At 35.7% G+C, this 17435-nt stretch carries 12 protein-coding genes; 3 read left to right on the top strand and 9 right to left on the bottom strand.

Annotation, left to right across the window (positions count from 1 at the left end; translation table 11 throughout):
* The first annotated feature begins 203 nt into the window (after positions 1-203).
* Positions 204-371, top strand: coding sequence for a hypothetical protein (locus A8B35_RS23425; protein WP_171973243.1), 168 nt, complete (start codon positions 204-206; stop codon positions 369-371).
* Positions 372-512: 141 nt separating this feature from the next.
* Here A8B35_RS23425 and A8B35_RS20215 read toward each other — a convergent pair whose 3' ends face one another.
* The 3 genes from A8B35_RS20215 to A8B35_RS20205 all read right to left on the bottom strand — a co-directional run bounded on the left by A8B35_RS20215 (position 513) and on the right by A8B35_RS20205 (position 2789).
* Positions 513-1076 carry a hypothetical protein gene (locus A8B35_RS20215; RefSeq protein ID WP_068475470.1) on the bottom strand — a complete coding sequence of 188 codons (564 nt, stop codon included), beginning with the start codon at positions 1074-1076 and terminating at the stop codon, positions 513-515.
* Positions 1077-1363: 287 nt separating this feature from the next.
* A complete protein-coding gene (gene bla, locus A8B35_RS20210; protein WP_068475468.1) occupies positions 1364-2116 on the bottom strand; it encodes a subclass B1 metallo-beta-lactamase in 753 nt (250 codons plus the stop codon).
* Positions 2117-2243: 127 nt separating this feature from the next.
* Positions 2244-2789, bottom strand: a complete 546-nt coding sequence (locus A8B35_RS20205) for a hypothetical protein (protein ID WP_068475466.1) — start codon at positions 2787-2789, stop codon at positions 2244-2246.
* A 502-nt stretch (positions 2790-3291) separates the two neighbouring features.
* Between A8B35_RS20205 and A8B35_RS20200 the strand changes: the two genes are divergently transcribed.
* Complete coding sequence (locus tag A8B35_RS20200; protein ID WP_068475464.1) at positions 3292-4203, top strand: polymorphic toxin type 23 domain-containing protein; 912 nt, start codon at positions 3292-3294, stop codon at positions 4201-4203.
* Positions 4204-4340: 137 nt separating this feature from the next.
* Here A8B35_RS20200 and A8B35_RS20195 read toward each other — a convergent pair whose 3' ends face one another.
* The 3 genes from A8B35_RS20195 to A8B35_RS20185 all read right to left on the bottom strand — a co-directional run bounded on the left by A8B35_RS20195 (position 4341) and on the right by A8B35_RS20185 (position 8095).
* Entirely contained in the window at positions 4341-6428 is a 2088-nt protein-coding gene (locus A8B35_RS20195; RefSeq protein WP_068475462.1) for a family 16 glycosylhydrolase, read from the bottom strand.
* Positions 6429-6686: 258 nt separating this feature from the next.
* Positions 6687-7007 carry a VOC family protein gene (locus A8B35_RS20190; protein WP_068475460.1) on the bottom strand — a complete coding sequence of 107 codons (321 nt, stop codon included), beginning with the start codon at positions 7005-7007 and terminating at the stop codon, positions 6687-6689.
* Between the two features lie 128 nt (positions 7008-7135).
* Complete coding sequence (locus A8B35_RS20185; protein WP_068475458.1) at positions 7136-8095, bottom strand: helix-turn-helix domain-containing protein; 960 nt, start codon at positions 8093-8095, stop codon at positions 7136-7138.
* 128 nt (positions 8096-8223) lie between these two features.
* Between A8B35_RS20185 and A8B35_RS20180 the strand changes: the two genes are divergently transcribed.
* A complete protein-coding gene (locus A8B35_RS20180) occupies positions 8224-9759 on the top strand; it encodes an arylsulfatase (RefSeq protein WP_068475456.1) in 1536 nt (511 codons plus the stop codon).
* A gap of 828 nt (positions 9760-10587) precedes the next feature.
* On the opposite strand, the gene A8B35_RS20175 is transcribed toward A8B35_RS20180, so the two are convergent.
* Genes A8B35_RS20175 through A8B35_RS20165 form a run of 3 tightly spaced genes read right to left on the bottom strand, consistent with a single transcriptional unit; the run spans position 10588 to position 17041 of the window.
* Entirely contained in the window at positions 10588-12051 is a 1464-nt protein-coding gene (locus tag A8B35_RS20175; RefSeq protein WP_068475455.1) for a hypothetical protein, read from the bottom strand.
* Positions 12052-12085: 34 nt separating this feature from the next.
* Entirely contained in the window at positions 12086-13804 is a 1719-nt protein-coding gene (locus A8B35_RS20170; protein WP_068475496.1) for a RagB/SusD family nutrient uptake outer membrane protein, read from the bottom strand.
* Between the two features lie 36 nt (positions 13805-13840).
* Positions 13841-17041 (bottom strand): SusC/RagA family TonB-linked outer membrane protein, encoded by a 3201-nt coding sequence (locus A8B35_RS20165; protein ID WP_068475494.1) that lies wholly within the window; start codon positions 17039-17041, stop codon positions 13841-13843.
* Positions 17042-17435: the final 394 nt, after the last annotated feature.

Raw genomic sequence — 17435 nt, 5'->3', positions numbered from 1 at the left:
AACGGATTTGCGTCACGCAAGTTTGCGGCGGATTTGCGTCGCTGACGCAAACTTCCTGCAGATTTGCAGCAGATTTGCGTCAGAGTAGCTACGAAGGCTCATTATTCAACCCTAAAAACACTGATTATCAGCTATACGATGTGAAATTATTTTAATATAGCCTTACGTATACCTCATATAAATCAACCAAAATCTAAACAATTATGTTTGATCATGTTAAACTAACAAATTTACGAAACAGCGAAGTGGGTAAGTTGATTTGGAAAGGCAAAAACGAGGCTTTTTACAACGATTATGTGATTTACGGAAGTTCTAAATCAATGCTCGAAGAGAGTGATGCCATAGTATCTGATGAAATAATTACAAACTAGAGTTTTAACAGCACTTATAACTACAGCCCCATTTCCTGAAACAGGAGGCGCTCTAATTAAAAGCTTTTCAAGCCTTGGTTCAAATTAATAATATCCTTTTGTGTAAGTTTAGCCATCAACTTATTTCCATTGAGGCCTCAGTTAACGAAGACTTGCATAAACTTCCTCTAAAAATAATTCGGTAACAAATGACCAAGTTATGTTATCTATATAATGAAATTCTGAGCTATTAAACTCCATTATTTCTTCTTCGAAATGTTTTACAAGTACTGATTTAACTAAATCGTGAGCTTCTTTATCTAGTTTCTGTTGCTTTATTACATCTTCATACTCTATCCAATGTATTCGTGTTGCAGATTCATGCAGAGCTATGGGTATGTCATTTAAGAAATCTTGCAACTCAATTTCACTTTCACTTCGTGTAGTAATTTTTGGGATATAAGATGTTGTTTTCTGAGCAAATATATCATCTTCCTTATCACTAGCGTTTATCAAGTAATCGAATGCCTTTAAGGATAACACCTCCGATTTTTCTTTAATCTGGCTTAAAGCTTCTGCGTTTTCTAACAATTGGGGATATCGTTTATTGGCGTAGTCGCATAATTTTAAAGACAAGTCTGCGGTAAAGCTATCCTTTACTTCAAAGTACTTTTTAAAGTCTTCATTTAACTGGTGTAAATCGTCTAAAAACTCTTGTTTATCCACAACTAATTGATTGATTAATGGGTTTGAACGACTCGGATAAAAGATAGAAACAATTAAAAAAACAAAGCTCTAAAATCCCCTTGTGCCGAACTTTTATTTAAACTTAATATTTTCTGTACATAAATAGCGATGATGTAATAAAAAGTATTAATGTTTTAGCAGTCATTTGTGGTTTTTAGCTATACTATAAATAGTGAGTACCAATGGTAGTCGATTACCTGAGGTTTCCTCTTAAACTACCACAAAACTCGTATGAGCAAATAAGGCTCAAATGCACTCTAACGTGGTTATTTATTCCTATGTTTCTCAAGCAACTCAATTGTGTGTGATAATAATTCAGCACCTCCGTAGTTGCCGTGTCCTGGAATAACAACTTCTATATTCTCATATTGCTCCATTACCTTTTTTACCGTGAAATCCCAATCCTCTAAAACAGCCTCTCCTATATACCCTAGAGTCCTTGAATCAGAAGATTTAATAAGACAACCTCCAAATAATAACTGTTCATTAGGAATCCAAACTGTGATATTGTCAAATGTATGTCCCCCACCCAGAAATCTACACTCGAGTTTGAGTCCGTTAAAATCAATTATTAAAGAATCAACAAATGAAGTGGAAGGAACATAGAGCTTATCCTCTTTGCATTTTTTTACGGTAAGACTATTGGCAATTGTTTCGATGCCTCGCGTTTGAAGATAATCCAAACCACCAATGCAGTCTTCATGGTAATGACCTGCAATAAATTTCACAAACTGAACATTTAATGAATCCTCAATAAATTCGATCAATTGTTTTGTCATTTCTTTATTCCAGGGAGTATCAATCATGATAGCCTGTCCATTTCTTATTACAATTAATCCATTTGCAGAAACTCTACCAAAGCTTTCTGTATGACTCCATGATTTATGAATAAAAATTGAATCTTGAATTTGAGTTAATTGAAGATCTTCATTAATTATTATTTTACTTTCAGTTTGGGCGTGTAATAAAGTGGCTCCCATTAGCCCGATTAATAAGATTAAAACTTTTCTTTTTATCATATCTCAAATTCATTAACTGTTTGTTTCCTGCTATCTCTTTTTGCCACCAGGTGCAATAACTCTAATAATGCGCTGCTGATTATAACTGACACTTGGGCTTTATGCCTGATTATTGTGAGGGTTTTAACTATTCATTTTGGTACAAGTCAATAGCTTTTAGATAATCTTCGGCACCTTCTTTTGTCATATCGTATATAAACCCCGATAATTCTTTATGGTTATTGTCAATCCATTTTACAAGAGAATCACGTCGCTCTTTCCAAACCTTCCAATCAGCACTCTTACTCTCAACAAATTCAATTACAGTAACTTTTCCTTCGCTTAAATATATATTCTGACGTGTTATCATTGGATTGTTTTCAAGAAATTCAAAACGTTTGGATGATATAGATACAACAATATCTATGATACTATCACACCTATAAATTTCCAGAATTTCATGAGTAGGTTGAAAAACGGAGTCCCATTGGTAGTATACTTGGAAATCTGATTTTGTGTATTTCTTTTCATACCCATCATCCTTTATGGTAATAGTGTCGCTCAGATAATCAGAAATACTGTCAAAACCCTTATTATAATATCCTTCAATAAACTTTGTATAAGTTGAAAAGTTATCTGCTCGATTGCAAGATGTGGCCAATATTAATAACGCAATAAAAAGAATCTGTCTCATTGTTTGTTTAAAGTATAATCACAGTTTAGTATAATATTATCAACATTTAACCATAAACTTTTATTCAAGCCTATGGCCTTTATTTTTTATTGATAGTAGTTCTTATCCACAATTAATTTCACTTTCTTCTAGCAGTGCGGCTTTCAAAAAATTATATTGTTTCTGTTTGTTTTTCATACCGTTGCCAACTACCGTATGCTATTAATATTCATTATCAATACCACCCTAATATATTTCCTGAATACTCATCATCAATGGAGATATACACAAGCTAGAATATTTAATTCGGGTATGAAAATAGCAAAACTTCTGTTATGTTCATCTACAATGTTATGTTCCTAAAGAGAATTGATTGGCATCTTTGCCATATTATGGCCAATCAAAGTCGCAAAGGTGAGATATGATGGTGCAAAACTCAGGTATGTTGCCTAAAAGTGACTCTGTTCAGAAAATATTAAGCCTTACAATTTATTTGTACCTTTACTGAAAACACTAACTATCGATGTTGAAAAGAACAACCACTATCCTCATTATATTGCTGATACCTGTCCTTTGTAAGGGATCAGACTTTGGCTCTAAGTTTGGACTTATATTTCAGTTTGGAACACACATACAGCGCATCGGCCTAAGCTATCAGCTCTATTACTACGATAGCTTTTATCAGCTCAATCAAGGTGCAGCCATATACTTTAACAGGCGAAACCTTGGCCCTAAAATTAGCAGTAAAGAGTTTCAAACCTTTGCTGGGTTTCATATATCGGGCGACCAAACCAACCAATATAAAACATACATTAATGAGTATTCATTGATGAATAGCAATAAATATTCGGGCGGATATAACTTCAGATGGTATTGGAACGATATACAAACCACGCAGGCAACTGGCGAATTGGTGCTTCATTTTGATGAAGTGAGTTTCCTGTTTCAAAACGACATTTTGGGCTTTATAAAGGGACACGAGGATAAATACAGAACCGGTGCTTTTGCCTTTTTATACACCAAAGAGGATAAACAATTGGCTTTGCAATCGACCACCTGGACAGGCAAATGTAGCAGAGCTAAAAAAGTAAAAGATTCTGATTATCCCGCAAGGTATGGATACAAAGATTTACGCGATGCACATTACGGACGCTTTTCGCACGGCATTATGGCGTTTAGGTATGAGCAGGCTGGCAATTTTTCGCAATCGTATAATGCCGAGTTAGGTATTGATGCCGAGCAAATTCGCCATCTGTTTCAGAACAGAATGGTGCATGATATGATTATAAGAAGCAAAGACTCTAAACTAGGCGGAAACCCACATGTGCCTATGTTGCAAGAAAATGGTTTACCCTATCTTTTTGAGGATGGTGAAAAAGTGCGTAAGCCAAAGTTGTATTTACAAGGTGGTGTAAACGGGTATCTTTTTTATTAAACAAGACCTTCTCTACCCAATGAATAGTTTTGTCAACCAACACCTTAGTTTATTTCTATAAATCGCTAAAAATAAAGTAAAAATGGTTGCTCCTGCTATCAGAAGCAACCATCATTATGAAGTTGTTTTAGGTATAATTAATTCACCAATAACTTTTGGGTTACATTTTTGGCTTCAACCATATAAATGCCAGGCTTTAATTCGGATATATTAATACCATAATTATTATAGGCATGGAATAAATGAAGCTTTCCGGCCATATCAAACACCTTAACAATTGTTCCTTCGGGTAAATTTTTAATCTGCAATTTACTTTTTGCTGGATTTGGCGAAATAATCCAACTTTCGTTACGCTGTGTTTTTATAATTTCTGTAGTTATATTCTGCTGCCCTTCGGGAGTTAGTATTACTTCAGTGCCTTTATTATAACTTGATGTTAGTGACACTGCCAAATCGTAATAATGATTTGAAGGTAAAGAACCACTACTAGGCACGTCACTCAAATCCATGGTAATCTCAAGTTTACCTAATTCTAGGTCTTTTTTAGTAGCATCGGAAATGGTTTTTACTGTACGAACAACATTTCCGCTGTCATCTTTTTCTATCAATGATAAAACTACTCCATTATCACTAGTAACAAGCTCACCACTGCCGGCATTAAACTCTCCTTCAAAAGTTATGCTACCAAAATTTGTATTAACATCGGATAACAAATTAAGATCTTTTGCCACAATTTGTGGTTTCAATTTCCATCCTCTAACGTAATCTACCTTCATTGGTACCTTGAAGGTTTCACCCTTTACATATCCGGCAACCTTTGATGGATCAACTTCTGTAAACCCTCCACTTTTATAAATACAATAAGGCGGACGAATACCTAAGGATACTATCACACGCATTGGTAAATGCCAATACAGATTTTTCTTTGCGTTACGCTTCACTCCATCCACATACCAAATAATAGAATCGGACCTATTCCAGATACCATATGTGTGATAATCATCTCTAATATCAAAGCTTAAATCCGGATGAAACCAATCGCCCCTGGTAATATCGCCGCCAGATACCCCGCGTGTCCAGCCCCATGCTCCATTTGGCTTTAGATGATAAGTATGCAGGTTCATATCAAATTTGCGCAACACTCTTTTTTTATCGGTGTAAGATTGACCTACTTCTATACCATCTATTTCGCTATACTGAACCCTGGTTTTCCCATGATTAAAAGGAGCGTCGCCATAACCACCTTTACTGTACATCCAAAAGGCAGGACAAGTTCCGGGTATGAGGTCGGTAGATTTCATTCTACACTCAAAATATCCATAGGTAACCACATTCCATGTACGCGCTGCTCCTGATTTTAAGTAGAGCGAACGACCAGCATCTTGATAAACACCCTCATCCGTCACTTGTAGGTTTAATTCGCCATTCTCAATAACAGTGTTATCCTCAGTAAACACCCAACAAGGTGTTGTTCCCCAATCGGGTAATTTATTATCCCACTTGTTTTGATCTACTGTAGATCCATCAAACTCGTCTGATAGCTCTTCCGCAAGTGACCACTCATATTGCGATAGAGGAGCTTCAGGTATTACTGTGGACGGAGTGATTAATGTGAAAGGCTTTTCGTAATCTTTCTCGGGATTTCTGCCTGTTCCATGAATAGATTGATCGGTATTACCGCCCAAAATATCTTTAACCTTTGTAATAAAGTTAACTTGATACACTGCAGCTCTGACTTCTGAATCGTCGGATACTTTACAAACGCTAATTCTAAAGTTACCTAAGCCCGTAGGCAAATCGTTACCTACAGCATCTTGTGAAGCAATTGTAAAGGTTATATACTTCGCCGGACCGGGTGCTGTGAGCGCAGCCTCATTAGGCGCTATAGCATTAAAGTTACTTTTATTGGTACCTAGTGCAGTTCCTGGTTCTTTCCAAGTATTTACCAACGTACCATCTATTACCTGGTCTACTTTTATATAAACTAAGTCTAAACTAATACCAACTTTTGTAATTGTACACCATTGAAACATTTGAACATAATCACCAAGAGCAATATCAATTGGTTCTTCGTTCAATTCTGCAATGGTTTTGTTATTAATATTACCGCCCCATAGCGCTACTCCATCCCAATTCTGGGCATTTATGGAGAAAAAATTAAATAGTAAAAGGCATAAATAAATACCTCTAAAGTGTAGATGATTTTTAATAGAATTTTGTTTCATAGCTGTTTAATGTATTGAAAGTGAATAATTAACTATATCAAAACTACCATGTCCATGATAAATATCATAGCTTAATTTTACCTCATACAAGCACACAATTACCCCACAACCACCAATCAAAATACTAATAATCAACTACAAACGATTGTACTATCACATCTTCCATTTCGTAGGCATACTGAATAGAAAAATAGGCATACAAACAACAAACCCCAATTAAGAAGACTTAATTGGGGTTTAAAAATTATGCTTTTTATTTTATTTAGCTATCTCCATAAACTCAACAGGTGCTCCGTTGTGTACTATAAAAGCTACACGCACTCCTTCGCCCGGAGAGAAGGTTTCAACCAGTATTTCTTTGCCTTCCAAGGCAGCTTCAATATTATCTACCTCGTAGGCTACGTGAGGCACATTCTGAAACATTTCTGGCATATTACTATCTGCATCACACTGAATAAATTCGATATTGAATGCATCATTAGCAAAATCAGTATAATGTATTTTTCCTGGTTCATAAAAACCATCCCATTTTTTATTCTCCGCAGTTGGTATACCAACGTGGCTAAACTTGTAGTCCATATTTCTTAAGATTTTAGATATTATTTCAAATGCACTACAAATAAACAAGCTTCATACGCTACTTACTTGATGTATTTTATCAGATACTTGCATTATTTTACCCCATATTAAAATATGAAACTCTTGAACTATACTTTCTTCTGATATTGCGATGGACTCATACCTGTTTTGGCTTTAAAGAACTTAATGAAGTTGCTTGGCGAAGAGAAACCAAGATTATAAGCTACCTCAGTAACCGACATATCAGGCTTATTCAATAAATCTTTAGACACGGTTAAACGTTTCTCTTGGTAAAAACTATATATAGGTATACCAAAAACCTTTACAAAAGCTTCTTTTATTACGGTGCCACTTACTAAAAACCTCTTTGATAAATCTTGAATAGAATAGTGCTTACTAAGATCGCTAATTATAAGATCACGTACCTTTTGTGCCAATTGCATTTTATATTCATTAATTGCTAATAATTTACTATTCCCAACCGAAATATCATACAGATGCAGAATACTCAATTCCTTGGCCTTAGCATATAAATATTCATGCAATAAACTTACGCCCATATTTCTATTACCCCCAATTTGAGTCAATATTGATCTAATTTCGGGTGACACAAATAGTTTCACAAATAAGAATTTCTCTTGGTCTGCGGAAATCTTAATACCCTCTTGTGCTATAATGTGCTTTAACTTACTTAGGCTGTTTTGCTGATAACGAATAGAGCAAATAAAAAACATTTCGTTGGCTTTTAAACGCATATTAAAACCAAAATGATGATTGTACATCACCACTGCATCGCCATTTCTTATTTCTGTTTGCAGTATGTCTTTTTCGAATACTTGTATTCTTACATTTATGGTAAAAGATAGCACCCATTTATCATTACTCGAAATTGGCATCCCCTGCAACGAAAAATCACCGCTAAGTTTACCATGCAATAATAAAATCTCCAATCCATCATCATATACCTTATTAAAGGCAAACAACTCGCCTTTTTTTCCATTATAAATGATAGGATCGTTATTATTCGTATCCTTAAGTCCTAGTTTATTTCGGAATTCTCGTACTATTAAAGGAAAATTATTATTCATTAACTAAAATTTCATAAATACAATTCATTCCGACTAAATGGAATACTTTACTGAATAAATGGAGTTAAAAACACGCCCCATTGCAATATACTTTTGCTCACAGTAAAAAACAAAAAAGTTATTATACTATGAGCAAAAGAATTTTATCGATAACAGCAATGCTGTTTATGGTTATGACAGTTTCTTTGTCAGCAAAAAATAAAAAACCAAATATCGTTGTAATATGGGGCGACGATATAGGTATTTGGAATATTAGTGCTTACAACATGGGTACAATGGGCTACAACACCCCTAACATTGATCGCATTGCACAAAACGGTGTTAAATTTACTGATTTTTATGCAGAACAGAGTTGTACTGCCGGTCGTTCTGCTTTTATTACTGGTCAAATGCCAGTACGTACCGGACTTACGAAAGTAGGAATGCCGGGTGCTGAAGTTGGTTTATCAGAAAAAGATCCTACAATAGCTGAGGTTTTAAAAGGTATGGGTTACAATACCGCTCAATTTGGTAAAAACCACTTGGGTGATAAAAACGAATACCTTCCAACCAATCATGGTTTTGATGAGTTTTTAGGCAACCTTTATCACTTAAATGCTGAAGAAGAGCCTGAGAATGTTGATTATCCGAAAGATCCTGAATTTAAAAAACTCTTTGGCCCTCGTGGCGTAATTCACTCTGAGGCTGATGGTCCGGTAAAAGATACAGGCCCCCTTACCAAAAAACGTATGGAAACGGTTGATGATGAATTTGCTGCAGCTGCTGTTGATTACATCGATAGAAAATCTAAGGATGACGAACCTTTCTTTTTATGGTTCAACTCAACACGTATGCACTTCCGCACGCATGTTAAAAAGGAAACTGTAGGTAAATCTGGTCAAAACTTTTATGCTGATGCCATGATGGAGCATGATGAGCATGTGGGTATGATACTAGATGAATTAGAGCGTTTAGGGTTAATGGAAAATACCATTATTATGTACGGAACAGACAATGGACCGCATAAAAACACTTGGCCCGATGCGGCAACTTCACCATTCCGCAGTGAAAAGAACACAACCTGGGAAGGTGGTTTTAGAGTTCCTGCTATGATTCAGTGGAAGGGTCATATTCCTGCCGGGAAAACAGTAAATAACATGATGTCGCACCTTGATTGGATGCCAACATTTGCTGCAGCGGCTGGTAACGACAACATTACTGAAGAACTTAAAAAAGGAAAACAAATTGGCGACAAAAAATTTAAAGTACATCTTGATGGTTATAACTTCTTACCATATTTAACGGAAGAAACAGACGAGAGTCCGAGAGAAAACTTCTTTTACTTTACTGATGATGGCGATTTATCTGCAGTTAGAATGGGAGATTGGAAAATTATGTTCTCAGAACAGCGAGCTCAAGGAACTTTACAAATTTGGATGGAAGATTTTACCGACTTACGCACGCCTAAACTGTTTAATCTGCGTCAAGATCCTTTTGAAGAAGCTGATGTAACCTCAAATACTTATTACGATTGGTATATAGATCACGCTTACTTTATTTACAAGGCAGCATGGGAGGTACAGAAAATGGTAAGCACATTTGAAGAATTTCCACAACGTCAAAAACCAGCATCGTTTAATGTAGAAGCCATAACAAAAGCAATTAGTGGAGAAAAACAACAATAACGATTATCCTTTATAGATAATCTTATTAACCATAAGCTCGGTTTTTACTGTCTACTAGCCTTTGGGTGAAATAAAGTAGCCCAAGGCTAGTAGTAAAACCAATACTACATTAAAATGAGCCTTATTCTTTCATTCTTTTTATCTTATCCATCGTTAAAAAATATCGCCGTAGCTATGGCTATGCCCCAATTTTTGGCCTTGCCTAAGCTAAAAATATACAAAACAATTTAAGGCTCACTTTAAAATAGAATTGGTATAAAACATTTTATTAAAGATTTACAGTTAGTAGTGTGACTGTGTAGTTGTGAATGTAGTTAAGGATGACCAGAATATTGGTCATCCTTTTTTTTATTGTAATAATTGTTACATGCTGCATAAAAAATGGCAGGCAATACCTTGAATTGATTGTTGATAATTTCAGTTTAATAACTCAGCAGATATCAAAAAAAACCTTTCCACTAATAATTAATCCTTCTTCAATAATTACAAAATGTTGTTTTTTATCAATATCACCCAAAACTTCTAATAAGAAAACCACATTCCCTACCCCACAGCACTTTAATATATTTTATATTTCTATTTAAGAATAGAATTTAGCTTCTATTTGTAGTGCTTCAAGTAATACTTTGTTATAAAAAGGAATATGATACAAGATTAATTTATTATCAATAAGTAATCAGATTTACCGTTATTATTTGACAAGTAATATTTATAGTGCTATAATTTCTATAAAATGCAAAGAGGAGGAATTGCTTCCTCCTCTAATTTATCTAATAATTATAGACATAAATTGATATAAATATCATCGTAGTACTATGAGGTTTCTATTTAGGGACGCACTGGTACGTCAACCTTTCTCAAACTCATATCATCTAAATAAAAGGTTTGATCGCCTGTAACATCAGCATTGTTACTTACCTCTACATAATAACTATACCTTATTTTTTTATCAACCTCTTTGTATGCATATGGCATATTAACAACTTGCTTAATAGTAACCCATTCACCGCGTTTAATATTTTCAACATCCCATAAGGCTTGAACATCCGTTGCCCATTCATTGTCTTCTCGAGCAATATCAGTTCGTAGCGTTTTCAAATCAGATCCTGCTTCAATATAAATTTTATGACTTACCTCAAAGGCACCAGGTTGTATATCTACATTAGCACCAAATTTCATCCCATAAAGTGTTTTTACATCAAACCCACCGGTGTATTTCATACTAGCTACTCCTGAGGCCGCCATATCGGTTGTTCGTTGCCAAGGTAATGCTGCACCAACCCAATAACCAGCTGCACCAGCCGAATTAGGGTCGGCATCAGCTTCAAATCCAGCCCAATCATTTCCTGCTAAAATATTATCTCCTGTTACAGGAATAGCTACTTTTTCAGCTTCGAAAGATAATATAGGCAACCCATCAACAGATAAAATGGTATTTTCCTCATTTTCGTCGTTGTAAGATATGGTAATCATATCATCTGCATATATTTCTTCTGCAATTGTAAATTGTAAGATGTTTGCATTAGCAGCATCAAAAGTTACCTCAGTAATGTCAATATCATTATCAACAAATTTACTGCTATTGGTAACATGAACTGTAAACCCAGCTTTAGGATTCTCACCTAGACTTGCTATATTACCTGACAGCTCAAATTCAAATGCGAGCAGATCAGTATGTATAGCACTATTTGGAACAATACTTAAAGGTAAAACATCTGTAACAGTAATATTTACCGTTTTAGATGTAGCCTTATGCGTTGGAACTGATGGAGTAAAATCAACTTTTAACTCGTGAGTACCCAAAGGCAATACTGTTCCTAAAGCTGGAGTATACACATAAGTACCTTCAAGTTCAATTGATGATGTATCGCTATACACAGCAATGGCATTTAATTGCTTCTCGCTTAACTTAGTATTCTCTAAAAGAACAGCAGGATCTTCCCAGATAATTACCGGAGTATACTTATCTACAATATTTATAGTAACCGTTTTTGACATACTAGAATAGTTTTTAGTATCCTGCGGTGTAAACTCTGCTTTAAGTACCTGATTATCGCCTAAGGGTAATATTTCGCCCAAAGCTGGTGTAAACACCATTGTACCGGGTACATTAGCAGTGGCATTTAATTGATCTCTTGTTAAGGGGATGCCCTCAACCAATTCAGATGGATTTTCCCAAGTCATTACTACTTCTTTTATCAATAACAATTCATCTTCCTTACAACTATTAAAGGTTGTTATCAATACACTAAGAATAAATATATTCAGAAATAATATTATATTTTTCTTCATTTTTTTCAATTTTGAATTTTACAATTGTCTCCTATTAATAGCCGTAATTCTGAAGCATTTTAGGAGCCTTTTCAACCTCTGATTGAGGTATTGGCAAGTAATACTGTTTGTCCCACCAACCACGTTCAACTACAGTATATTCTTCAAACGAAAGTGCACCACTGCCAAGCATTGTCCACTTTAAACCTTGCACATTAAAACCAAGGTGAGCAGTGTTCATCCATCTACGCTCGTCGAAAAAGTTATGACCTTCAAAACATAGTTCTACTCGTCGTTCGCGTTTAATAGCCTCTAATAAATCATCGCCACTAGCGTCTATTTCAGGTTGCAATGCACGCGTTGATACTTTATTTAAGTATGTTCGAGCTTCACCTTCTTTATCCAAATGGTATTGTGCTTCTGCATAATTTAAATAAACCTCTGCCAAACGATACAAAATATATGGGCGCTCTCCTGAAATGTCCGTAACCTCATCTAGGCTTTCATCATGAAACTTACGGATATTGTAACCCGTTTTTGATGAATGTTCTGTGTTTCCAAGGCCCTGAGGCGAATCTAGTCCATGCGGATACTGAGAAGGATTCTCTGAAAGATAATACTCTATATTTCTACCTCTAAACATGGCTCCATTATAATTAAGTGTTGCATAATAACGCATTTCTCTGCCACTATTAGGATAAAGCTCATCGTAGGTACCATCTTCTGCCGTTGTAGTACTACCGTCGCTCATGTTGTATTCTAATGCAAAATTATGTGTAGGCGATGATAGCCCCCATCCACCATAACCATTAGGTGTTTGATTCATATCAGGTAGTGTATTCACATCTGTACCAAACTCATAATATGCACTACTATATGGGCGAGCAAATATTATATCAGCATTTGGAGAAAGAAATAAACTTTGATAAGCTTGTGCATCAGCTACTACTATTAAATCTCTTCCTTCAACCATATCAATTATAGCTTTTGCTGCTTTTGAAGCATCTTCCCACTTAGTTGATTTGGAATACGAATAAAATTCTGAGTTTTCTGCTGGCACATTAACCGGATCGTGTAATTTACTCGCAGCATATAATAGTGTTCTTGATTTTACTGCTAAAGCAGCCATTTTTGTGGCTCTACCAAATTCTGCATCCGGACGTGTTTCAGGAAGTACATCAACAATTTCGTCTAATTCACTTACAATAAAATTTACACACTCTTCGTAGCTATTGCGTACCAAATTAAAATCATCCTCTAGCCCTAAAGCATGTTCCATAATTGGAACTCCACCGTAATTCTTTATTAATTTTGCGTATAAATTTGCTCTTAAAAAGCGCATTTCAGCTTTTAAGACGCCAACCATCTCTGGGTCAGAAGCCATTGCTGGACTATCATCAATTCTATCTAAAAATTCATTGGTCAAACGAACGTAATCCCAATAATTCCTCCATCTATCACCGAAGATGCCAACATTAGCTGGAGTCCATCCTGCTCTTACTCTGTATAAGTCAAGATCTTTAAAATTAAATTTGGCTTCAAATGAAGCACCCTCAATATTAAAATGACGTCCCCACCATTCAAAACGGTTTATTGCCCAACCTTCTGTACTATTATAAGCCGTAAATACCAAACGCTCAACCTGAGCAGGATCGCTATAAATTAAATCTTCAGCAAAAGCACTTTTTGCTTCTGTTTCCAAAACATCTTTACAAGAGCTAAACGCTACCATTATAATTGAGACGTAAAGGAATATTTTATGTAAGTTTTTCATTTTTATCACTTTATAATTTGCCATTCGTTTTCAATACTAGAAAGTAAAGTTTAACCCAACTGTATAAGTCTTTAAAGACGGATATCGTGCATCTCTAAAGTTATTATAACCCACTGCTTCAGGATCTAATCCTAAATCATGAACATCAGAGAATAATGTTAGTAGGTTAAAGGCTCTTACAAATAGTTTTAAATCTCCAACACCGATCTGCTCTTTTGAGAATGTATAACCTAAATCGACTTGTTTAAGACGAAGGTATGAGGCATCATGCAACCACAAATCAGCTCCTTGGAAGTTATCAGCCTCTCCACTTTGATTTCCACTATAAGGATCATTTTGACCAAAAGCTCTAGGATAGCGTGCATCTCTGTTATTTTCTGTCCAACGCTCATTAAATACATATTCAGGTTTTGCACCATTCTGATCAAACATTATTAATATTTCAGATTTGGCTTGTCCTTGGAAAAGGAAGTTAAAATCCCAACCTTTCCATTGTAAGCCACCATATACCCCGTATTGAATTTCTGGCACATTAGAGGTGTATTTTCTAATTCTATCATTGGCATCAATAACTCCATCACCATTAGTATCTACATAGTGTGGCTCTCCTTCAACTGTTCCTTCTAATTTAGCAGTAGCATTATCAACCTGGTTCTGATCGCGGAAAATACCAAAGGTTGGGTAAACAATATAAGAGTCTAAAGAGTGCCCTTCTTGTCTCATATATTCAGGTACATCAGCGGCTTCATCCATATAAACCACTTTATTTTTGGCATTGGTAAAATTGGCTCCAACACTGTAGCCTAATTCTCCAACTTTATCATTCCAATCTAATTGAAACTCCCATCCAAAGTTATCAACCTTACCTAAGTTTTCATCAGGTAATGTTAGCCCTGCCGCGTCAGGAATAGATGCTGTACGTTGTACTAAAATATCAGTACGTTTTTGATAGAAATAATTAACATCAGCTGTTAACCTTCGGTCTAAAACAGTAAAGTTGACTCCTACATTTTTAGTATCTGCCTTTTCCCAAGTTACATCTGGATTTGGAACATTATTACTTCTATACCCATTTTGACGACTTCCTGGACTACCAAATATATAGTAATTAGGCTGTGCAGCATTTGTATCACCGCTATAATCATAACGAGTTAGGTGTTGGAATGCATCAATGCGGTCGTTACCCATAATAGCCCACGAAGCACGCACTTTAAAATCGTTAAGCCAACTATCCGTAAAATCCATGAAGTTTTCATCGGCTAATGCCCAAGAAACGGCAACACCTGGGAAAGTACCAAATCGTTTGCCATCAGCAAAGTTACCCGAGCCATCGTAACGTAATGTTAAATCGACAAAGTATTTCTTGGCATAATCGTAAGAAAACGACCCAAAATAATTCAATCGAGCCCATTCATCAGAAGTTCCGTACGATTGCTGACCTTCATCGCTACCAGCAAATAAATCAGGATGATCATCACTTGGAAAACCTCTACGTTCGGCCCAGAAAGTACGTTGAGTTGAAGTCATTTGCTCAACCCCTACAAAACCTCGTACTGTATGTTTCTCATCAAAAGTTCTATTATAATGTATTGTAGCGTTTAGCATTAACTCGTCGAATTTCCAGAAGGTTTCACGTAATATGCGTTCGTTTCCTCTTTGCGAAAAACCTGGAGTAGCCACATACTCATCAGTACCTTGCTGATACTGATATACAGTCCATGGGGTGTACCACGCTTTAATATCATTACTCATTTTTCTAATACCAACAAAACCCTTGGCACTTAAGCCTTGTGTTAGCTTATCAAGATTCCAGTTACCCGAAAACTTAGCGCGTATATCATTGTCGGATTGTTCTTGAAAACCAGACTCTGAACTAGACATTACACGTGGATTGGCACCATTTTCGCCACCCCAACCAGGAAGTCCATTAGGGTAAATACCTACTTCAGTTGGGAAGTTGGTATAAATATGCTTGTAAATAAATCCATCGTCAACTCCTGGTTGATTTCGCGTTCCGAAACGACCTGACAAATCCACTCCTAAAGAAAAACTATCCCAAACTTTAATATCGAGATTAGAACGCACTTGATACTGATTAAAACCAAGATCACCTGACTCATACATACCTGTTTGATCTACATAATCACCACTAACAAAATATTTAACTTTCTCAGTACCTCCTGAAATTGAGAGAGTAGCACGATACTCTGGAGAATAATCGGCAAAAGTTAAATCTGCCCAATCGGTACTAGGGTAATTAATTGGGTCATCTCCTGCAGCATACTTGCTTATATCTTCTTGTGAGAAAGGACGATCTCTTCCATATCTATCTGCAATTTCATTCTCATAAATAGCAAATTGTTCAGATGACATTAAATCTGGTTGGGCCGAAAAAGATGAAACATTATAAGTTGTTGACAAATTAATGGTAGGCTTACCTGTTTTACCTCTCTTAGTAGTAATAAGAATAACGCCATTTGCTGCACGAGCACCATAAATTGCAGCTGCACCATCCTTTAAAATCGTTAAAGATTCTATATCCTGAGGAGATAAATGAGAGAAAGAGCTAGCTGTAATTCCATCAATAAGTATCAAGGGTTCATTGTTTCCTAATGTTGACTTACCACGAATCAATAATGTCATATTATCGGTTTCGCCCGGATAACCTCCGCGATCGGAAATAATTAAACCAGGAACCTTACCTGATAGTGATTTAGCCACATCTTGACTTGAAGAATTGCTTATCTCTTCAGCTTTTATTGTGCTAATTGAACCTGTTACCTCTCCTTTTTTACGAACCGTATAACCAATGGCAACTACCTCTTCGAGGTCAACGGCATCTCCTTTTAAAGTTGCATCAATTATACTTTTACCGGCAGCTGGTATTTCTTGAGATGCCATACCTATAAATGAAATAACCAATACGTCGGTATCGTTTACCCCCGGCAAAGTGTAGTTTCCATCAATGTCAGTAATTGTTCCGTTTGTTGTACCTTTAATACTAACCGTAACGCCAGGAAGTGGCATGCCAGAATCGTCAACAATGGTACCTTTGATAGTTTTGGTTTGTTGAAGAATACTTTCTTCGAATTTTGGTTGATCAATAAACTGATCTGCTTTTGCCAAAGTGGGAGTAAGAGAAGATCCCAGAGCAAATAAAATAGCAATTCTAAAGCGGTTACAATAGAATTTGGTTAAAAGAGGCAAATAAGTACGCTCCTCTTTTGACTTCTGCATTTTTTTCATAAGTTTTGCATTAGAGTGAATAAATTGTTTTGTTCGCAAAACATTGTATTCAGCAGAGAGATGTGCCAGCATCTCTCTGCATTTACATGATTTTTACAATCGCATGTTTTGTAGTTACATTTCGCTTTAATTTGTTAACCGTGCCAGCGATTAACAAATCGTAACAAATTTCTATAATTTTTAATTATCAAGGTGAGCGTATTTTAACTCATACCTACACTATTTTACCCCATAAATTAATTCCCTAATCTTTTTAAATGCAACAAATGATTAGTTACCTGAGAATTATATAAAAATTCACTTATTTAGAGATGATAATATTATCCTATTTTTAAAACTATAGGTCCTTCGTTACCCCTTTATATTCTTTTGAATAGTATTATTC

Source organism: Saccharicrinis aurantiacus, assembly GCF_001660705.2.
Lineage (GTDB): Bacteria > Bacteroidota > Bacteroidia > Bacteroidales > Marinilabiliaceae > Saccharicrinis > Saccharicrinis aurantiacus.
The sequence above is the reverse complement of the archived record's forward strand: the minus strand, read 5'-3'. Positions and strand labels throughout refer to the sequence as shown.